A 21,324-nucleotide genomic window follows, 5' to 3' on the forward strand; every position below is an offset into this window, starting at 1 on the left:
TGCAAATTAATTCTCTATGAAAATTAATTTTTAATTAATTTAGTTAATTTTTTTTAACAATAAATTTATATTATTATATTTGAAATCTTAAATAAACTATTTAAAATGAAAAAACAATTACTATTTTTAGCAGTATTGATGACTTTTGGTCAAATTATTGCGCAAAAAAAATCTGTTTGGCATAAAATGTCTGCTAATGTAACATCAAAAATTGCCAGAGTTCAGCAAAATGTAAATACAGAAGGCGAAAATTATTTTTCTGTAGATGTTAACGCTTTTAAGCAACCATTAGCTAATGCTAATAGCAAATTATCTTCATTGCCAGGAATAATCGTAGAATTTCCAAATGCAAATGGTGAAGTTGAAAAATTTCAAGTTTGGGAAAATTCAAATATGACTCCCGATTTTCAGGCATTATTTCCTGAAATCAGAGCGTATGTAGGAAAAGGAATTACAACTCCTGGGTCAACAATTAATTTTAGTGTATCTCCACTAGGTATTCAAACTATTTTGTTTAGACCAAACGGTGAGACAGAATTTATGGAAGCTTATGATAAAGCTGCTACTTTATATGTAGTTTATGATTCAAAAAATAGAGTAAAAAAACCATTTAATTGTTCTACTCCAAATGAGCAATTGGAATTAGAATTATTAAACAGTCCTGCTATTACCTCAAAATCTAGTGCAGGAAGTTACAAAACAATGCGTTTGGCATTATCTTGTACTGCAGAGTACTCTAATGCATTTGGTGCTACAACAACTAACCCAACTGCAACTCCAGTTATTGCTGCTATGAATGCTACCATGACTAGAGTAAATGGAGTTTTTGAAAAAGACTTAGCCTTACACTTAAACATGATTAATAATACTAGTATCATATATTTTGATGCTACAACAGATCCTTACTCTGATGCAGCGAGCATGAGTAATTGGAATGCTGAATTACAAGCCAATCTAACATCTGTTATTACTGCTGCTAATTATGATATCGGACACTTATTTGGTGCGTCAGGTGGTGGTGGAAATGCAGGTTGTATTGGTTGTGTATGTGTAGCTGGAAGTAAAGGAAGTGGAATCACTTCTCCGGGTTCTGGGTTACCTCAAGGAGATAGTTTTGATATTGATTATGTAGCTCACGAAATGGGCCACCAATTAGGAGGAAATCACTCGTTTACTTTTAGTAGTGAAGGAACTATTGCACAAACTGAACCAGGAAGTGGATCTACTATTATGGGATATGCTGGTATTACAAGTTATGATGTTCAAACACATTCAGATCCAATCTTTTCTTATAAAGGAATCTATCAAATTCAAACTAATTTGACTAATAAAACTTGTCCTGTTTCAACTTCTTTAGCTGGAACTAATGCTACTCCAGTGGTTAATGCAGGTTCAGATTATACGATTCCAGTAGGAACAGCTTTTATGTTAACGGGTACTGCTACCGATGCAGATACTAGTGATGTTTTAACTTATTTATGGGAGCAAAATGATGTTGGTACTGCTGCTGGAACAAGTAGTCAGGTTGTTCAAACAAAAACTGCAGGACCTACTTTTAGAACCTTTAAGCCAAGTGCTAATAATTTTAGATATTTCCCTCAAATGGGTAAAATATTAGCAGGAACTTTAGCTGTAACAACTGCAGGAAATACTAACTGGGAAACAGTTAATTCTGTTGCAAGAACATTAAACTTTACATTTACAGCTAGAGATAATCATGCTGGTGGTGGTCAAACAGCTACTGATGCTTCAGTAATTACTGTTAATGCTACTGGTGGAGCTTTTTCTGTTTCTTCTCAAAATACTACAGGACTTTCATTTGTTGGTTTATCTCAACAAACAATTACTTGGGTAAAAGGAAGTACAGATGTTGCTCCTTTTAATTCTCCAACAGTAGATATTTTGTTAACTACTAATGCATCTACTGCTTTAGAAACTTTTAACGCAACAACTCCTACTTCTCCAAATCCTACAACTTGGACAACAATTGCTTCTGGTGTGCCTAATAATGGTTCTTATACTGTTACTTTACCAGATGTTGCTACAACTAAAACTACTTGTAGATTTATGGTTAAAGCGGTTGGAAATGTGTTTTTAGCGGTAAATTCTAAAAACTTTACTATCACTCCTTCATTATCAACTAGTGAGTTTGGATTTGCTAACTTTAGTATTTATCCAAATCCTAATAGAGGAAACTTTAATGTACGTTTTGATTCAACATCATCTAATGATATTAGCATTGTTGTTAATGACATTAGAGGTAGAAGTATTTTTGAAAAACAATATTCTAACACTGGATTATTTGACCAAAACCTTCAATTAAACAATGTTGAAGCAGGGGTTTATTTGGTAACTGTAAAAGATGGTGACCAAAAAATTGTGAAAAGAATTGTTATTGAATAATTAATTCAATAGTCTCAATATTATAAAACCATCTGAGTAATCAGATGGTTTTTTTATTTTCCGTTATATTGATTCATGGTTTCGCTGAGGCCTGCGAGTGCGAATGAGTTTATAATGGCACTACTTATCTCTAATCTTTCGGGAAGATTCGTCTTTTCCTCATCGGTCCATTCTCCTAACACATAATCTACTTGTCTGCCTTTTTTAAAGGCATCACTTATTCCAAATCGAAACCGAGGATAGTCAGTTGAATTTAGTATTAATTGAATATTTTTTAATCCGTTATGGCCGCCATCACTTCCTTTTGGTTTAATTCTAATTGAGCCAAAGGAGAGATTTAAATCATCGGTAATAACAAGTACATTTTCTTTTGAAATGTTTTCCTTATCCATCCAATATTTCACCGCTTTGCCGCTAAGGTTCATATAGGTATTAGGTTTAAGAAGAAAGAGGGTGCGCCCTTTTATTTTGTATTCTGAGATATCACCAAGTTTGGCAGTTTGAAATGTTAAGTTTTCTTTATGGGCAAAAAAATCCAATATTTTGAATCCAATATTATGTCTTGTATTTACATATTCGGCACCAATATTGCCTAGTCCAACAATTAGAAATTTTTTCATTGGGTCAGATAGTTCTTTTTCTTTTGAAGCAAATAATTTTGAAAACCAATTCATTTTACAAAAGTAGAATATTTGTTGAAATGAAATACTACACTTTTAAATTGGCTATTAATTTGTGTTGGTTATTTTATCTGGATTGTAACCGATATAGGGCATGGCAGTTTCATTGAAAACCACCCCAAATTCTTCTAATTCTTTTAATATTGGTTCGTAAACCTCTTTACTTATTGGAAGTTGAACACCAGGGGTTATTATGTTTCCATTTAATATTTGAAGTGTGGCCATGGCTACGGGCAAACCTACTGTTTTGGCCATTGCGGTATAGGTTTGATCATCTCCAATACAAACCATTTTGGAGTCGATTTGATGTTGTTTTCCATTTAATTCATACCCAAATTTATGATACATCACGATCATGTCTTTGTCATGTGGTTGCAGCGACCAACTTTCATTTAGGATGTGTTCCAAAATTTGAGCAGGAGTGGCATTTTTTAACCCTACTTTTTTATTGGCATTAAATAAATCAAGCTCCAATAATTTATCCCACATGATGTCATCTTGTTCAATATTTAAAGCCAATCTTGTCTTAATTTCTACCGAATCGGTTGGATGATAAGGCAAAAATGAATTAGTAAAATCTCTAAAACTCATTTCTTCGGAATTTTCCATTACATAACTGTCGTCGGTCATTCCTAGTTGAACAAACATATTCCAAGCTTTTGAAAAACCAACTCTTCTAATAGTTCCTCGATATAAAGTTAGCGCATCATCTAAACCATAAACGCTTCTGTATTTAAGAGAATCTCTATTGGCATAACCTTCAAATTTCCCATAACCTTCAACCATTAAAAATTCGGTTCTTCTAAATAGTTTCGTGTACGGAATGTATTTGTATTTTCCTTCTTGAATAAATTTAGCAGCCCCTCCTTGGCCAGCAAGGACTACATTTCTCGGTGCCCAGGTAAACTTATAATTCCAAAGATTATCATCAGATTCAGGGGCAACAAGACCTCCACAAAAAGATTCAAATAAAATCATTTTACCGCCCTTATCTCTAATTTCATCAATTACTTTCATGGCACTCATGTGATCGATGCCTGGGTCAAGCCCAATTTCATTCATGAAAATCAATCCGTTTTCTTTTGCAGCAGCATCTAATTCTTGCATCGCATCAGAAATATAAGAGGCAGTAACCAAATGTTTTTTACAAGAAATGCAATCTTTTGCAACTTCAATATGCAGGTGGGCCGGTAACATTGAAATAACAATGTCTGCTTTTTCAATTTCGGCTTTTCGTTGCTGGTGATTGTTTATGTCCAATTCAATAGCAGTAGCATTAGGGTGATTATTGGTTTTTCTTTGCGCTAATTCCAATGAAATATCAGCAATAGTAAGATGCAGGTTTTCCTGATTGGATTTATTTAATAGATATTGTATCAAAGAAGATGCAGATCGTCCCGCTCCAATAATTAGAATATTTCTCATAATTTGTATGTCTATGGAATACAAATTTAAAAATTTGCAACGATTTTACGCACTTTTTTGATAAAAACAAAAAAGCCGCTTATTATTAGATAGAAAATATTACAGGAGCTATTCTAATCCTTCTAAATCTTTAAGATCTTCTTTTTTAGATTCTACTTTTTGCTGTTCAAACTTAATGTCAACAGCCACTTTATCTTTTATTAAATAAGTTTTACCTAAAACCACTAGGGCGCAGATATAAGTTATAATGAAAAGTCTTTTTGTAAATTTTCTTTGTTTTGCATCCGATTTTTTAAATGCCAAAAAGTTGAAAAGTAGTGCCAATCCAATTGGGGCTAGAGCGAGAGTATCTAAAGGCAAAATAGTAAACAAAACGCTAATTAGCGTGAAAATTACAGCGGTGATAACTAAGGTTTTTCTCATAATTAAATTCCAGTAGCTGAGGTTAAAGCTAATTGACCTGTTCCAACCGGAATACTAAATTTCATTAGGGCCGGTATTTTTTTTGAATCGGCAGTCAAATAGATTAGGTTTTTATCTTTTCCTTTTAAAACATCGGTTTTGGCTCCAATAGATAACTTATAACAGTTTTTAGATCCTAAATTTCCAGCTGAAATGGTTTCGTTTCCTAATAATTTTATTGTTACTGGAACTTGCACTTCATCAAAAACAATTACAAAAGATTGTGATTGACCTACTTTCATTTTATCAAAATCTAAAGTTCTTAGTTTGTACATCAACGAAACCACATCTTGAGTGGAATTTCCTATTGTAAAAGTTTTGGTTGTTTCTGGACAATTCTTTCTTTTTGAAGTACTCGTTACCGAATTCCCTTTAAAAACATATTTTTCTTTTTTGGTCCAACCTCCTTCTTCGATATTACGTTTGTATAAACTAGGCTTTAATGTAGTTGGGTTAACATAGGCTTCATAGGTATCTCTGATTTTGAAAAATTTATCCCATTTAGCAAAGGTTGCTAACTCACAGTTTAAATGTAAATAAGACTTGTTTGAGGTATTTACCATTTCTGTAGAAAGAGTGACTTGGGCAAGCTGAGTCATTAAACCACTCATGTTATAAGAACCAGCATAAACTAATTTTTCTCCCGATGGGATTTCAATAGCAGTATCGGTTTTGAAAGAGCTTAGTAGCAAAATGATGCCAAGAAGTAATATCGTTTTTTTCATAACTAGAAATTTATACAAATATAAAAGTTTAAAATTGTTTTTATTTTAAAGAATTGCTAAAAGACCTTAATTATTTAAAGATAACTTTTAAATTTGATAAAAATTATATTCAATCTGGAAATGAACAACAAAATAATAGCAACAGCCGCTTTTTTTGGAATGACAGCGATCATTCTTGGAGCCTTTGGCGCACATGCCTTAAAAGCAGTATTAACCATAGAGCAGCTATCAACTTTTGAAACGGGAGTTAAATATCAAATTTACCATGCTTTGTTTTTATTATTTCTAGGCTTGAATACTCAATTACAAGAAAAAACAAAGAGAATAATTCTGAATCTAACTACTACTGGAGTAATTTTCTTTTCTGGATCCATCTATTTATTGGCAACCGATAGTTTTAACTCATTTAATTTCAAGACGATAGGTTTTATCACGCCAATAGGTGGGTTGTTGTTAATCGTTTCTTGGGGGATTTTAATGTGGAATTTTTTGAAGAAAAAAGCATAATTAACATCTAACTATATCGATATAGTAATATTTTATTTTACCTTTGCAAAATAATTACTAATTGCAACACACACTTTTTTATGGACAACTACGCCTTAATTACGAAATCGATTTCGTTAGAAAAATATGGAATCCAAAATCCTAAAGAAATCATCTACAATCCTTCGTTTGAATTTTTATATAATGAAGAATTAAACCCTAATTTATCTGGATATGAAAAGGGTCAATTAACGGAATTAGGCGCTGTAAATGTGATGACCGGTGAATTTACTGGTCGTTCGCCAAAAGATAAATATATTGTAAAAGATAGCGTTACCGAAAATACAGTATGGTGGAATTCTGATCAAGCAGTAAATGACAACAAGCCCATTTCGCAAACCACTTGGAATGCCCTTAAAGAGACGACTACAGCGCAGCTTTCAAACAAGAGATTATTTGTTGTAGATGCTTTTTGTGGTGCTAATGAAAACAGCCGATTAAAAGTTCGTTTTATCATGGAAGTCGCTTGGCAAGCTCATTTTGTTAAAAATATGTTCATCCGACCAACCGATACTGAGCTAGAAAATTTTGGTGAGCCCGACTTTGTGGTATTAAATGGATCTAAAACCAGCTTTAAAGATTATAAAAACCATGGATTAAATTCTGAAGTATATGTGGCTTTTAACCTTACCGAAAAAGTACAACTAATTGGTGGAACTTGGTATGGTGGAGAAATGAAAAAAGGGTTGTTCTCTATGATGAATTATTACCTACCACTTAACGGTATGGCATCCATGCATTGCTCTGCAAATAAAGGATCAGATGGTGATGTGGCTATTTTCTTTGGATTATCAGGTACAGGAAAAACCACCCTATCAACCGATCCAAAAAGAGAATTAATAGGTGATGATGAACACGGTTGGGATGATGACGGGGTATTCAATTTTGAAGGGGGCTGTTATGCTAAAACCATCGATTTAAGTAAAGAAAACGAACCCGATATTTATGGTGCTATTAAAAGAGATGCTTTATTAGAAAATGTAACGGTAAGTGCCGATGGAACTATCGACTTTAAAGATGGTTCTGTTACGCAAAATACACGTGTTTCTTATCCAATAAATCATATTCACAACATTGTAAAGCCCGTTTCTAAAGCTGGTCATGCAACCAAAGTTATCTTTTTAACCGCCGATGCATTTGGAGTAATGCCGCCCGTTTCTAAATTAACACCTGAGCAAACTAAATATTATTTTCTTTCTGGTTTTACAGCAAAATTAGCTGGAACAGAAAGAGGAGTTACGCAACCAGAACCTACTTTTTCAGCTTGTTTTGGTAAAGCATTTCTTTCTTTGCATCCAACTCAATACGGACAAGAATTGGTTAAAAAAATGGAAAAACATCAGGCTACCGCCTATATGGTAAATACAGGTTGGAATGGATCGGGTAAGCGTATATCTATTAAAGATACCCGCGCAATTATTGATGCCATTTTAGATGGTTCTATAGAAAAAGCAGAAACGAAAACCATTCCGGTATTTAATTTTGTTGTTCCAACAGCATTGCACGATGTGAATCCGGCAATTTTAGATCCAAGAGATACCTATGCTGATGCAAATGAATGGTCTGCAAAGGCAGAAGATTTAGCAGGCAGATTCATTAAGAACTTTGTTCAATATACCGATAATCAAGAAGGCCAAAATTTAGTAAAAGCAGGCCCTCAATTATAAAACCCAAACAAACCAAACTTAACCAAACGAAAAAGTCCAACAATTACTGTTGGACTTTTTTTATATTTCATGCTAATAAATTATTTTCCTTTGTTAGCCTCTGCGATATAGCGCTCTAAAGCCATTGTCATGGAAGGAGTTTCTGGAGTTGGAGCTAAAATATCAATTCGCAATCCATGCTCTAACGCTTCCTTTTGAGTTGTGCTTCCAAAAACAGCAATTCGGGTGTTATTTTGTTTAAAATCAGGGAAGTTTTTAAACAATGATTTAATTCCTGTTGGACTAAAAAACGCCAAAACATCATAATATACATCAGCCAAATCAGATAAATCGCTCATCACTGTTTTATAAAAAACAGCTTGAGTCCAATTTAGTTTTAAGTTATTTAATGTTACCGGAGCATCTGCATTTAATTGATCGGATGCAGGCAACAAGAATTTTTCGTCTTTATATTTTTTGAAAAGAGGCGCCATATCGGCAAAATCTTTCTGACCAACATATATTTTACGTTTGCGGTACACAACATACTTCTGTAAATAGAAAGCAATAGCTTCCGATTGACAAAAATACCTTAAATCTTCAGGTACTTTATAACGCATCTCTTCTGCCACTTTAAAGAAATGATCTACCGCATTTTTACTAGTTAGAATAATTGCAGTGTAGTTTTTTAAGTCTATTTTTTGAGCTCTTACATCTTTTGCGCTTACGCCTTCTACATGAATAAAAGAGCGAAAGTCTATTTTTACCTTATGTTTTTGTTGCAAATCAAAATAAGGGGAGTTCTCTACTTTAGGTTCTGGTTGGGATACCAAAATCGTTCTTACTTTCAAGTTGGACATGTTATGCTCTAATTTTTTGTAATCAAATAATATATGAAATAATAAGGGGCTATTTCAAGAGCGCAAAGATACAAAATAAAATAAAAGAACTTGCTTAATATGAAATTTTGATAAATTTTTAGAGAAATGAAATAGGTGAGCAAATTTATTGTTAATAAGATAATTATAACAGAATAAATTATAAAGTTTGTAATGTAATCACTATAAAATAATATGAATGACATAGGTAATAGCAACAATCCCATGTAAGTTCTAAAAGTAACTTTTTGCAAACTAAATTGCTCTATTACTTCTTCAATTCCAAAAATGGTTGCTATTATTTTTTCAATTAAAAATTTAGAAAAGATAAATACAGCTAGCAAGGTGAATATTCTAATAAATAAAACCCAATCTGTTTTTTCAACATAACCCAAATGATAAAAAACCAGTTGAATAAAAAAGGAAAGTGAGATTAAATTTACCGCAACCAATAAAACATTAAAACCACTCATTAAATGAGAACTCTCCCGGTAGATTTTGGTATATTTATCCGATACAATTAAGCGAACAAAATCATTAAAACGACTTTCAAATGCTGCTTTGGCGATTACAACGAAGCCCAAGGCAAATAAAAAAACTAGGGTCGCCCAGTCTTTATTTTCTATGATTCTTGGATGTAATTCTAGTGCTATCATTGGCAGCAAAATTACTAAATTTTATTTGTTCCGTAGTATTATAATTTTATTAAGATTCGGATGGTATAAAATCTGTATTTTTGTAAAAATTATTTTATCTAAATATGAACTGTGGCCTTGTAATTATTCCAACTTATAACGAAATTGAAAACATCGAAAGTATAATTCGAGCCGTTTTTTCATTGCATAAACAATTTCACATTCTTATTGTTGATGATAATTCGCCTGATAAAACTGCCGATAAAGTAAAAGAACTTCAAGGAGAGTTTTCAGAAAGTTTGTTTTTGGAACAACGAACCAAAAAAGCAGGACTGGGAACTGCATATGTTCATGGTTTTAAATGGGCATTAGCTCAAAACTATGAATATGTATTTGAAATGGACGCCGATTTTTCTCATAATCCACATGATTTAGAACGATTGTATGACGCATGCCATTTTGGAGGAGCCAATCTTGCCATAGGCTCTCGATATGTAACCGGTGTTAACGTGGTGAACTGGCCTTTGAGTAGGGTTTTGTTGTCTTACTTTGCTTCAGTTTATGTTCGTGCAATTACCGGAATGAAAATTATGGATGCCACCGCCGGATTTATTTGTTACCATCGATCGGTCTTGGAAGCAATAAATTTAGACAAGATTAAGTTTATTGGCTATGCCTTTCAAATTGAAATGAAATACCGTGCGTATTCAAATAATTGCAACATTCAGGAAGTGCCAGTAATCTTTACAGATAGAACCAAGGGGCAATCTAAAATGAGTGGATCCATTATTAAAGAAGCTATATTTGGAGTATTGGCTTTACGTATAAAAAGAATGTTTAATAACCTGTAACTAAATAACAAGAACACTTTTAAGTTTTTGAAATAATAATATCATGAATACCGTATTAATAAAAAATGCTAAGATTGTAAACGAAGGGGTAATTATTGAAGGGGATGTGTTAATTGAAGGCGAATTTATTAAAGAAATCGCGCCGAGTATTAGCCATAAAAGTTCCAATTGTAAGGTTATTGATGCAGGAGGTAATTATTTAATTCCGGGGGCAATAGACGATCAAGTTCATTTTCGTGAGCCAGGTCTTACTCACAAGGGAAATATTGCTACCGAAAGTAGAGCTGCAGTTGCAGGCGGAATTACCTCATTTATTGAACAACCCAATACGGTTCCTAATGCGGTTACTCAAGAATTATTAGAACAAAAATACGAGATTGCTTCTCAAAGTTCGTATGCCAATTATTCCTTCATGATGGGAGGAACCAATGATAATTTGGAGGAATTATTAAAAACCAATCCGTCCAATGTTGCAGGGATAAAATTATTTTTAGGCTCTTCAACTGGAAATATGTTGGTTGATAATGAAGCAACTTTAGAAAAAATATTTTCTAGCACCAAAATGCTTATTGCTGTTCATTGTGAAGATGAAGCTACTATTAAATCCAATTTAGAAAAATATAAAACCGAGTTTGGTGATGCTATTCCGGTTACGGCACATCATTTAATTCGTAGTGAAGAAGCGTGTTATATATCTTCTTCCAAAGCCATTGCATTAGCAAAAAAAACAGGAGCAAGACTTCATGTATTTCACCTTTCTACTGCCAAAGAAATGGAATTGTTTACAAACAAAATACCATTAGAAGAAAAACAAATTACTGCTGAGGTATGTATTCATCATCTTTGGTTTTCTGATGAGGATTATGATACAAAGGGGAATTTCATTAAATGGAATCCTGCAGTTAAATCTGCTTCCGATAGAGCAGCATTATGGAAGGCATTACTTAACGACACCATAGATGTTATTGCAACAGATCATGCACCACATACATTAGAAGAAAAACAACAAGAATATACCAAAGCGCCATCGGGAGGGCCACTAGTTCAGCACGCAGTGGTAGCCATGTTTGAAGCATTCCATCAAGGGAAAATATCTGTTGAAAAAATCGTTGAGAAGATGGCTCATAATCCAGCGAAGATTTTCAAAATAGAAAATAGAGGTTTTGTTAAAGAGGGCTATTATGCCGATTTAGTTTTGGTTGATCCATCAAAGCCATGGAGTGTTAAAAAAGACAACATTTTATATCATTGTGGATGGTCACCATTTGAAGGGACCAATTTTAAATCAAGAATCACCCATACTTTTGTAAATGGAAACTTAGTCTATGAAAATGCCAAGGTAAAAGATATTAAAGCGGGAAAACGTTTGCTTTTTAATAGATAATTCATCCATGAAAAAAATCAATATAATTATTATGGTATTCGTTTTTGCAGCAACAAGTTGTAAAGATGAGGCAATTCAAAAACCAAATAATCTTATCTCAAGGGATAAGATGGAAAATATTATTTATGATTTAGCTATTTTGGAGGCTACAAGAGCGCATAATTATTCAGTGCAAGATTATCCAAGTCCAACCGATTTTATTAAAAGAAAATACAAAATAGACAGTTTGACCTTTGCTAAAAGCACTCAGTTTTATGCTTCCGACATTAAAGAATACAAAAAAATGTATGACAATGTAAAAGAACGACTTACTAAAGAAAATGCTAAGTTAACAAATCGAAAAGTTCTTAATACACCGGAAACACTTTCTGAAAAAGAAATTGTAAAATAATTAATCCTTGTAAAAAGGGATTATACGGTCTATGTAATTTTTAATATCTTCAAAAGAATAATTCAATTCTTCTATAATTTTATTGCTAGAAAAAACAGTTGGGCTCATTAAAGAATCAACACTAGTTTTAGATAATTTTCTTTTTGTTTGAAAAATTGTAGATAAAATCCAATCCAATCTATATCCTAAATTTAATAAACCAGCTCCAGCAAGAAGAGTTGGTTTTTTAACTCCCATTTTTCCTGCAATGTAATGAAGGATGTCTTTATAGTTATGATTTTCTGCAACCAAAATATATTTTTCACCAATACATTCAGAGTTCATTAGTCGGGACATAATGGTTACCACATCGGTAATCGCTACATAGCCAGCACTTCCATTGGTGTAAAAAGAAAGCCCTTTTTTTACAGTTCGAAACAGAATCCCACTTCCTTGATTCCAAAATCCTGGGCCAAGGATAATCCCTGGGTTCACAATCACTACAGATAAGCCTTCTTGAAATCCGCGCCAAACTTCCATTTCAGCTCCATATTTTGATATAGCATAATCACTATGCGCTACCTCCGGATTCCATTCGGTTTGTTCGTTAATAGGATTGTGAATTGGCAGTTTTCCTTCAACAGGAATTAAATCTCCTAAAGCCGCAATTGAACTCACATGACATAGTTTTTTTACTTTTTTATCGATACAAAAATTTACAATATTGGCAGTACCTTCAATATTTACTTTTCTTAATTTCTCTTCATCATCGGGATCAAAAGAAATTAAAGCGGCACAGTGGTATACATAATCAACATCTTGAAAAGCTAATTCAAGCGCTGGAACATCTAAAATATCTGCTAAAATCCATTCGATTTTATCAAATAAAACTTCCTTTTTGTAGAGCTCAAAAAGCCTTTTGGTTTTGGTCAAGTTTTTAGCATCTCTATAAGTAGAACGTACTTTTTCGGCTCCATTTTCTAATAAATGAAGAAGTAAATGCGCTCCAACTAAACCAGTTCCTCCAGTAACTAATATCATAGTTACAAAGATAATTAGTTTGACTTGGTTTTGGTTTTTTTCAAGAAAAAAAGTGATCCAATTTTCCTTTGTTGCCATTGCCGTTCACAATTCTTATATTTGCCTAAATTATAGTTTACAATGAGGAATTTAGTAGAAGAATTGCAATGGCGCGGATTGGTTCACGACATTATGCCGGGAACCGAAGAACAATTGACTAAAGAAATGACAACGACCTATATTGGTTTTGACCCAACAAGTGATTCGTTGCATATTGGAAGTTTGGTGCCAATAATTTTATTAGTTCATTTGGAGCAATTCGGACATAAACCTATTGCCTTAGTAGGCGGTGCAACGGGAATGATTGGAGATCCATCTGGGAAATCGGATGAGCGAAATTTGCTTGACGAAGTTACTTTAGAAAAAAATGTGGCCGGAATAAAAGCGGTTTTATCTCGATTTTTAGATTTTAATTCTTCTGCTGCAAATGCGCCTCTATTGGTAAACAACTACGATTGGATGAAAGACTTTTCATTCATCAATTTTGCTCGTGATGTGGGTAAACGCATCACCGTAAATTACATGATGGCGAAAGATTCGGTTAAAAAACGTTTGAGCGGAGAAAGTGGCGAGGGGATGAGTTTCACCGAATTTACCTATCAATTAATTCAAGGTTACGATTTTCATCATTTATACAAAACGCACCATTGTTTGCTACAAATGGGTGGCTCAGATCAATGGGGGAATATTACAACGGGAACCGAATTAGTAAGAAGAATGAATGGAGAAGGAGCCAAAGCATTTGCTATGACTTGTCCATTAATTACTAAAGCCGATGGATCTAAATTTGGAAAAACTGAAGGTGGAAATGTTTGGCTTACCGCCGATAAAACTTCGGTTTACAAATTTTATCAATTTTGGTTGAATACCACCGATGTTGATGCAGAAAAATACATTAAGATTTTTACCTTTTTAGATAAAAATACGGTGGATGCCCTTATTGCAGAACACCAAGAAGCACCGCATTTAAGAGTGTTGCAAAAACGATTGGCAGAAGAAGTAACAATTTTTGTTCATGGTAAAGAGGAATTGGAGCGCGCTATTTTTGCTTCGAATGCTTTTTTTAGTCCAACAATGGAAGATCTAGCAAAATTAGATGATGCTACTTTTGTTGAGGTTTTTGATGGTGTTCCTAATGCGCAAATTTCTAAAGAAGAGATTGCTAACGGAATGGATATGATTGCTGCCCTTTCGGCAAAAACCAATTTTTTACCCTCTAATAGTGATGCGCGACGCGAATTGAAACAAAATTCGGTTTCGTTGAATAAAAGTAAAGTAGGCGAGGAGTATATTATTTCTGAAAAAGATTTGGTTAAAGGCAAATTTTTAGTCCTACAAAAAGGAAAGAAAAATTATTATTTGATTCAAATAGTTTAAATAAAAAAGGAGCAAATTGCTCCTTTTTTAATATACCATTAAATTACATCCTCGAATATCGGAATTATCAAACCGTCCTAAAACTTCGAAGGAATTATTAGGATATTTCTTGCCTAAATCTTGTGTAGCTATAAAGGAACACGAATTAATATTGGCTAAATCAATAACGTTTATGCCTCCGGTTTTACCTGGATCAACATAGGATAAAGCATCTTCGGGATCTCGAATTAAGATGTTCATCCAACTTGGGCATTCAAAAATTCCGTTACCTAAAGAATAGGCTTGCGATAATAATTCGGTCATGCCGTATTCGGAGTGAATGCTTGAAACTCCAAAACCATCACAAAGAATAGCGTGCAATTCTTCTCGAATGATTTCTTTTCGCTTTCCTTTCATACCTCCGGTTTCCATGATGATGGAGTTTTTTAATTGAAATTTTTGAATCTCAATTAAATCCAATAAGGCATAAGTAACTCCTATTAATATTATGTTTTGCCCAGAAGCATCAAGTTCAATTAATTTAGAAATTAGCTCGTTGTAATTATGTAAGTAAAATCCGCTATTTTCATTATTCGAACGGTCAATTAAATCTTTAACCATATAAATTAATGAAGATCCTTCGCGCTCTAAATAAGACGGTAATAAAGCCAAAACAGCATAATCTTCAATATTTCCATAAAATTCAGAGAAAGCATTTTGATAACTTTGTTCGTAAAGCGTAACATCTGTAATAAGATGCTTGCTAGTTATCATTCCGGTAGTTCCACTACTCGTAAAAGTTTCCTGAATAGGATCTTTAGAAGAGAGCACTTCGTGACTCTTAAAAAATTGTATTGGAAGAAATGGAATTTGCTCTAATGATTTTACTGTACCTTTTTTGGTTTTAATTAAATCACAAAAAGACCTATAAACAGCGTTGTTTTCGTATTGAAAACGAAAAACTTTTAAAGCGATTTTTTCAAATTGCTTAGCGCCTGAAATAGTAAAAATATCTTGTGAGGAAATCAAAATTTTAATTTTTACAAAAGTAATAAAAATAAAAAAGCCCCAAGTGACTTGGAGCTTTTCAATTGTATATTAAATTAATTATTTAATAACTAATTTTTTTGTTACGGTATTTCCTTCTTCAGTAATACGAACCATGTAAATTCCAGTTTTTAATTGACTTACATTGATTGCATTATTTGAAGTAGTTGCATTGAATACTTGTTTTCCTAATACATCAAAAATAGCAACATTCTTATCTGAATTTAAATCTGATTCGATAAATAAAGTTCCATTTGAAACTGGGTTAGGATATACTTTTAATCCAGCAATTGTATTTACTTGGTTTGAAGAAAGAACACCACTAATTGCAGTGTCAATTCTTAATTCGTCAAAAATAATTGTAGGAGTAGTAGTAGCGGTATCTTGTCTTAAGATAAATCCACCTAAATCTGCAATTGCAGTAGTTAATACTTGTGATAATGTTGGTGCAGTAACTGCTACATCAAAGGTAGTTAAATCTGGATTGATCCAAGCTTTTAATGTTAAAGTTGAAAAATCATAGCTCATGATTACTAATTGTACATCTCCTGCATTTCTTAAAGTAGCATCTAAATTAGTTGTTGTACTTGCAGCATCTAAACCAAATTGATATTGAGTTCCAGATTTAGTGATGAATAGACGTCCTTTGTAGTTTTTAGCTGCATCAGTTAATCCAGCAAAATATGTAGTAGGAGTTGTAGCAGTCATTGTAGATAAATCGGTTACATTAACTAAGAAAGAGGCATAAATTGTACCTGAAGTAGTCGATGTAAATGGTGTAATACAGTCAATACCGGCTCCTGTAAATGTTACAGAATTTCCTGTAGCTGCATAACCATTGTATGTTAAATTTCCTGAAGCTCCAAGAATATCATCACCTGTATTTAGGTTAGTCCATTTTTGAGAAGAACCTAAAGCTGTTCCAGCTGCATAAGGGAAAGGCTCGTTGTATGGAAGTGTGTTTACTGGCTTACAAGTAGGTGCAGTTAACACAGATTGGTATGAACAAACACCACTTACTACATTTACAGTCAAATTAGTTCCTTCTGGAACACCATTGATTAAAATGTTACCTGTAGCAACTGAACCTGGATTGTCACCAGCAACTGTACCAGCTGTAGGTGTAATTGTGTAAGAACCAGTTCCTCCTCCTGTAAATGGGATGGTTGCAGTGTAAGTATCAATATTATAGGTTACAGCATCACAAGCCCCTGTAGCAGTTGCCAGTACTAAAGTACAAGCAGGATTGTAATTAAATATTTTAATATCGTCAATTCTAATTTGCCCCGCTACTGTAGGTTGAGTAAATCGTAAAGACAATGAACTTGAAGAAGGTAATACTCCACCAGGAATAGAAACTAAGTTCCAAGCAGCCGATGTATTATTTGTGAATGATATTGGAGTCCAAGTTGGAGTTGTAGCTGAAGCATCAGTACTGTATTCTAATATCACTTGAACTGTTGCAAAAGTAGCAGTTAAATACCCAAAAGTCATTTGAATATTAGCTGAAGAATAAGCTGAAGTGTTAATACCATCAATTTGAAAGTATTTTCCTGCAGTACCTGTCAAATATACGTTTCCACCACCTGAAGCACCTGTATAAGTACTAGAAGCAGAAGTTACTCTAACATCACCTGTTCCTGAATATACAATAGGGGCAGCGTTTTGAAAAGTTGCAGGTGCAGTACCAGTAACATAAGCTGGAATTAAAGTTGTTCCTGTAGGAACACCCATGTTTTCAGAGTAAATCGTCTGTCCAAAAGAAACAGAAGCTACAGCTGATAATAATAAAATGTAAAGTTTTTTCATGATTTATTAATGTAAATTATTAAACAAAGGTAATTACTATTTTTTTAATGGAAAGAATTTCCATGTAAATTAATAGTTAATTGTAAAAATTATAATTATCTGACAATTAATTTTCTAGTGGTACTTGCATCCCCTTCTTCAATTTTAATAAAATAGATTCCTGGAGACAATGAAGAAATATTTAATTCTTTTGAAGTAAGAAGAACTTGAAAAACTTTTTTCCCTAAAACATCAAAAATAGCAATTTGTTTATCTTCATTATTTTTTGAAGTAATATACAATTTTCCATTGGTAACAGGATTCGGGTAAAAGTTTAATCCTTCAATAGCGTTGTCCTGCACTTTTGGCTGCTGTTTACTTTCCTGAGCAAACAAAGTAGTTGCACTCAAGAGCAAACAAATTAATAAAAAGTAGAAGTAATTTTTCTTCATAGGTTTATTTATCAGAGCAAAGATAAAAATATATATTCAAATATCTTGCCAATTTAATAAGAATTTAGAATTATTTATGTAGTGAATCTGCTATAGGATAACTAATTAAATCAAACCCAAACCAAATAACATTTACTTGACAATCCATTAACACTAATTTAATATTTATATTTTTTTCAAACGAATTTCATAAAGTAGAATTAACATACATAAGATTATCAATAAGTAATTTTGCCATCAAATTTAAATTCAATTTATAATGAAACTAATTTCATCATTTGTGTTAATTTTATTTACACAATTTATTTTTGGTCAAAATTCAATAATCAAAGGAGTTGTTATTGAAGAAAATACAGGAAAACCAATATCTGGAGTAAATATTGTAATTAAATCTATTAAAAAATCTACTATATCTGATACAGAGGGTAATTTTATTTTTAGAAATCTTCCAGTTGGAAATTATTCTGTTCAATTTTCCTACTTATCATTTGAGTCAAAAATAGTATCTGATGTTCAAACAGTAGCAAATGAAACCTACGACTTGACGGTTTCTCTTGTAGAAAAGAAAAATCAACTGGAAGACGTTGTAATTAAATCTACAAAAGCAAAAACTGAATCTGTAAAATCTTTATTGACATTACAAAAAAACAGCATTAGAGTTTCTGATGGAATTTCTGCAGAGACAATTAAAAGAACTCCAGATAGAACAACATCAGATGTATTAAAAAGAATTAGTGGAGCGAGTATTCAAGACAATAAATTTGTAATCATTAGAGGATTAAATGATCGTTACAATACAACTTTTTTAAATGGAGCGCCTCTGCCAAGTTCTGAGCCAGATAGAAAAGCTTTTTCGTTTGATATTTTTCCTGCAAATATGATTGACAATATTGTCATTTATAAAACTGCTTCGCCAGATTTACCTGGAGAATTTGCTGGAGGGGTAGTAGAAATTAATACAAAAGCTACTCCTGATAAAGATTTTCAAAGTATTTCTTTAAGTTCAGGTTATAACACAATCACTACTGGAAAAAACCAATTATATTATGAAGGAGGTAAAAGCGATTGGATTGGATTAGATGATGGAACTAGAGGATTGCCGGCTTCTTTTCCTTCAACAACTCAATTTCAAGCATTACAACAAGCTCATACACAAAGTAGTTATTCTCAAATTTCTGATTTGGCTAAATCCTATCAAACAGATTGGGGCTTATATAATAAAACATTCAGCCCTAATATGAGTTTTCAATATACTTTAGGAAAATTTTATAAACAAAAAGACAATCAAAATTTAGGTTTTTTAGCTTCTGTTTCCTATAATAAAACAAACAATTATAATCAAACGCTGAGAAAAAGTTATGAAACTCCCGGAGCATTGTTGACCGACCAAGTTGATGATAACTATAATACACAAACATTATTTGGGGTTTTAGCAAATGTGTCTTTAAAAATGGATTCAAATAATTCATTTACATTTAAGAATCTTTACAGTATTAATTCTAACAATAGGGTTATTGATAGAAACGGATCAATTTCTCAAGATGATCCACCAATGTTGATTAATACTACCGCAAGAATGTTTACAAGCAATAAAATATATACTGGTCAATTAGCTGGAGATCATATTTTGTCTGCAAGTAAAATCAAAATCAACTGGGTAGGCTCTTACAGCAATGTAATAAGAAGTATTCCTAATGACAGAAGAAATACCTATAACATTAATCCAAATATTTTTGGACCAGGATACCAACAACCAAAAGCAGATTTTCAAGTTAATACTGTAGGTAGTGAATCACCTGGATCAATGTTTGTTTCTGAAAATATTGAAAATATTTTTAGCACTAAAATAGACCTTAGTAGAAAAATTAATTTTACAGAAAAATTTGCTACCGATATAAAAATTGGTTATTTCACGCAATCTCGTTTTAGAGATTTTTCAGCAAGACAATTAGGATATATTCCGTTTACTGGAGTTGTTAATGGATATAATTATACTGCAAATAACTTAGCCAGTTACATTCCATTTTTAGGTAATTCTACGATTTTTAATAGTTCAAATATGGGAATTATTACTCCTGGAGCTCCAGGAGTTCCTGGTGTAAGCGGACTTACTTTATTTGAGGGAACAAAAGGGAATGATACTTATAAAGCATCTTCTAATTTGAATGCTGCCTATGTAATGTTAGACAATAGTATCAGTAAATTTAGAATTATTTGGGGAGTAAGAATGGAGTCTTATTCGCAGCTGTTAGCTTCTAAATCAGATACAGGAACCCCTATTAATGTTGATAATTCACAAATTGACTTTTTGCCTTCATTAAATTTAATTTATGGGGTTAATAAAAAGCAAAATTTAAGATTAAGTTTTTCAAAAACTTTAAATAGACCTGAGTTTAGAGAGCTTGCACCTTTCTTATTTTATGATGCTTCTACTAAATTTAATACTGAAGGTACACCAGATCTTAAAATTGCAAAAGTATTCAATGCCGATTTGCGTTATGAAATTTTCCCAGGGAAAGGACAATTGTTTTCAATTTCTGCTTTTTATAAAAAATTCTCAGATCCTATTGAATTACAAGCTCAAGCAAATAATTCTAATAAATATGAAAATGCTAAATCTGGAGAAAATAAAGGAGTTGAAATGGAATATAGAACTTTGTTAAGTTCAATATTTGGTTCTAAAAATGCTAATTTATTAGATGATATTACATTGTTTACTAATCTATCTATAATTAGATCTAAAGTAGATATTTCTAATTTAGTTTCTTCATCTACTCTAGAAGAAATTCCTTTACAAGGTCAATCACCTTATGTATTTAATGCTGGTTTACAATATATTGGCAAAGAATCTGGCTGGTCAGCATCGGCTAATTTAAACCGAATTGGCGATCGTATTGCAATCCAAGGGAACCAAACAGTAGGTGCCTCTACTCCAGCATTATGGGAAAAAAGTAGAACTTTCTTAGATTTACAAATTGCTAAAAGCTTTTATAAAAATAAAATTGAAGTGAAATTAAACGCTCAAAATGTTTTAGCTCAAGATTTAATTTTTTATGAAAACAATGATTTAGGTAAAACGAATGTTACCGGATTTAATAAAACCATTAATTCAATTTTCACTGGAGATTCTCAAAATAAAAACGGATATAATCCTGATGAAGATGACTTAGTTTGGTTAACAAAATTTGGCCCAACATTTTCTCTATCTTTAAGTTATACTTTTTAAAAAAAATGACTACTTCTTATAAAAAAAGGCAAACTTAATGTTTGCCTTTTTTTATAAACACAATTGATAGTTAACAATTTATAAACATAAAGTTATTAAATAATTAAAGATTTCTTTCCATTCGGTTTACATATGGGGTATATGTTTGTCAAAAATTTAATCAAACCCAATTATGAAAAAAACTTACTTTTTATTAATGTTGTTGCTTACCGCTTTCTTAGGTAATGCACAAATTGTAAACACTACTTACCGTGGTGCTTTCGAACCAGCTCCAGCTGCAATGTGGACTGACGGATGGGCTAATTTTGACCCACAAAACACGGTGTACCCAACACCAACTGTTGATGTTACTGCTAACATAACAACAGAT

Annotated in this window: 19 protein-coding genes; 9 read left to right on the forward strand and 10 right to left on the reverse strand. The window is 32.5% G+C overall.

Annotated features, from left to right (window positions below):
* Positions 1-105 precede the first annotated feature (105 nt).
* Positions 106-2,403, forward strand: a complete 2,298-nt coding sequence (locus tag ACKOWY_RS07065) for a reprolysin-like metallopeptidase (RefSeq protein WP_408940739.1) — start codon at positions 106-108, stop codon at positions 2,401-2,403.
* A 53-nt stretch (positions 2,404-2,456) separates the two neighbouring features.
* On the opposite strand, the gene pth is transcribed toward ACKOWY_RS07065, so the two are convergent.
* From pth to ACKOWY_RS07085, 4 genes are all read right to left on the reverse strand, one after another.
* Positions 2,457-3,077: an aminoacyl-tRNA hydrolase gene (pth, locus tag ACKOWY_RS07070; RefSeq protein ID WP_408940740.1), complete on the reverse strand. Its 621-nt coding sequence runs from the start codon at positions 3,075-3,077 to the stop codon at positions 2,457-2,459.
* Between the two features lie 54 nt (positions 3,078-3,131).
* Positions 3,132-4,508, reverse strand: coding sequence for a saccharopine dehydrogenase family protein (locus ACKOWY_RS07075; protein ID WP_408940741.1), 1,377 nt, complete (start codon positions 4,506-4,508; stop codon positions 3,132-3,134).
* A gap of 108 nt (positions 4,509-4,616) precedes the next feature.
* Positions 4,617-4,931 (reverse strand): hypothetical protein, encoded by a 315-nt coding sequence (locus tag ACKOWY_RS07080; protein WP_408940742.1) that lies wholly within the window; start codon positions 4,929-4,931, stop codon positions 4,617-4,619.
* A 2-nt stretch (positions 4,932-4,933) separates the two neighbouring features.
* The gene (locus tag ACKOWY_RS07085; RefSeq protein WP_408940743.1) at positions 4,934-5,695 is read right to left on the reverse strand and encodes a DUF3108 domain-containing protein; all 762 of its coding nucleotides are present in this window, start codon (positions 5,693-5,695) and stop codon (positions 4,934-4,936) included.
* A 120-nt stretch (positions 5,696-5,815) separates the two neighbouring features.
* Here ACKOWY_RS07085 and ACKOWY_RS07090 point away from each other — a divergent pair, with 120 nt between their 5' ends.
* A complete protein-coding gene (locus ACKOWY_RS07090) occupies positions 5,816-6,202 on the forward strand; it encodes a DUF423 domain-containing protein (RefSeq protein ID WP_408940744.1) in 387 nt (128 codons plus the stop codon).
* An 80-nt stretch (positions 6,203-6,282) separates the two neighbouring features.
* Positions 6,283-7,908, forward strand: a complete 1,626-nt coding sequence (gene pckA, locus ACKOWY_RS07095; protein ID WP_408940745.1) for a phosphoenolpyruvate carboxykinase (ATP) — start codon at positions 6,283-6,285, stop codon at positions 7,906-7,908.
* An 80-nt stretch (positions 7,909-7,988) separates the two neighbouring features.
* Here the strand turns inward: pckA and ACKOWY_RS07100 are convergent, their stop codons facing one another.
* Both ACKOWY_RS07100 and ACKOWY_RS07105 read right to left on the reverse strand, forming a co-directional pair.
* Positions 7,989-8,738 (reverse strand): uroporphyrinogen-III synthase, encoded by a 750-nt coding sequence (locus tag ACKOWY_RS07100; RefSeq protein ID WP_408940758.1) that lies wholly within the window; start codon positions 8,736-8,738, stop codon positions 7,989-7,991.
* Positions 8,739-8,755: 17 nt separating this feature from the next.
* Positions 8,756-9,421, reverse strand: a complete 666-nt coding sequence (locus tag ACKOWY_RS07105; protein WP_408940746.1) for a DUF4271 domain-containing protein — start codon at positions 9,419-9,421, stop codon at positions 8,756-8,758.
* A gap of 104 nt (positions 9,422-9,525) precedes the next feature.
* On the opposite strand from ACKOWY_RS07105, the gene ACKOWY_RS07110 reads away from it, so the two are divergent.
* Genes ACKOWY_RS07110 through ACKOWY_RS07120 form a run of 3 tightly spaced genes read left to right on the forward strand, consistent with a single transcriptional unit; the run spans position 9,526 to position 12,026 of the window.
* Positions 9,526-10,251: a polyprenol monophosphomannose synthase gene (locus ACKOWY_RS07110; RefSeq protein WP_408940747.1), complete on the forward strand. Its 726-nt coding sequence runs from the start codon at positions 9,526-9,528 to the stop codon at positions 10,249-10,251.
* 43 nt (positions 10,252-10,294) lie between these two features.
* Positions 10,295-11,635 (forward strand): dihydroorotase, encoded by a 1,341-nt coding sequence (locus ACKOWY_RS07115; RefSeq protein WP_408940748.1) that lies wholly within the window; start codon positions 10,295-10,297, stop codon positions 11,633-11,635.
* 7 nt (positions 11,636-11,642) lie between these two features.
* Positions 11,643-12,026, forward strand: a complete 384-nt coding sequence (locus tag ACKOWY_RS07120; RefSeq protein ID WP_408940749.1) for a DUF4296 domain-containing protein — start codon at positions 11,643-11,645, stop codon at positions 12,024-12,026.
* Here ACKOWY_RS07120 and ACKOWY_RS07125 read toward each other — a convergent pair whose 3' ends face one another.
* The gene (locus ACKOWY_RS07125) at positions 12,027-13,124 is read right to left on the reverse strand and encodes an NAD-dependent epimerase/dehydratase family protein (RefSeq protein WP_408940750.1); all 1,098 of its coding nucleotides are present in this window, start codon (positions 13,122-13,124) and stop codon (positions 12,027-12,029) included.
* A gap of 42 nt (positions 13,125-13,166) precedes the next feature.
* Here ACKOWY_RS07125 and tyrS point away from each other — a divergent pair, with 42 nt between their 5' ends.
* Positions 13,167-14,462 (forward strand): tyrosine--tRNA ligase, encoded by a 1,296-nt coding sequence (tyrS, locus tag ACKOWY_RS07130; RefSeq protein ID WP_408940751.1) that lies wholly within the window; start codon positions 13,167-13,169, stop codon positions 14,460-14,462.
* Positions 14,463-14,489: 27 nt separating this feature from the next.
* On the opposite strand, the gene ACKOWY_RS07135 is transcribed toward tyrS, so the two are convergent.
* The 3 genes from ACKOWY_RS07135 to ACKOWY_RS07145 form a co-directional block, all read right to left on the reverse strand.
* Positions 14,490-15,470, reverse strand: coding sequence for an acyl transferase (locus ACKOWY_RS07135; RefSeq protein ID WP_408940752.1), 981 nt, complete (start codon positions 15,468-15,470; stop codon positions 14,490-14,492).
* Positions 15,471-15,548: 78 nt separating this feature from the next.
* Positions 15,549-17,297: a T9SS type A sorting domain-containing protein gene (locus ACKOWY_RS07140; protein WP_408940753.1), complete on the reverse strand. Its 1,749-nt coding sequence runs from the start codon at positions 17,295-17,297 to the stop codon at positions 15,549-15,551.
* A 95-nt stretch (positions 17,298-17,392) separates the two neighbouring features.
* The gene (locus ACKOWY_RS07145; RefSeq protein ID WP_408940754.1) at positions 17,393-17,728 is read right to left on the reverse strand and encodes a T9SS type A sorting domain-containing protein; all 336 of its coding nucleotides are present in this window, start codon (positions 17,726-17,728) and stop codon (positions 17,393-17,395) included.
* A 259-nt stretch (positions 17,729-17,987) separates the two neighbouring features.
* Between ACKOWY_RS07145 and ACKOWY_RS07150 the strand changes: the two genes are divergently transcribed.
* Entirely contained in the window at positions 17,988-20,954 is a 2,967-nt protein-coding gene (locus tag ACKOWY_RS07150; protein ID WP_408940755.1) for a TonB-dependent receptor domain-containing protein, read from the forward strand.
* A 172-nt stretch (positions 20,955-21,126) separates the two neighbouring features.
* On the forward strand, positions 21,127-21,324 hold a 198-nt coding region (locus ACKOWY_RS07155; RefSeq protein WP_408940756.1), incomplete at its 3' end, for a hypothetical protein.

Source organism: Flavobacterium sp. (assembly GCF_046073885.1).
Classification (GTDB): domain Bacteria; phylum Bacteroidota; class Bacteroidia; order Flavobacteriales; family Flavobacteriaceae; genus Flavobacterium.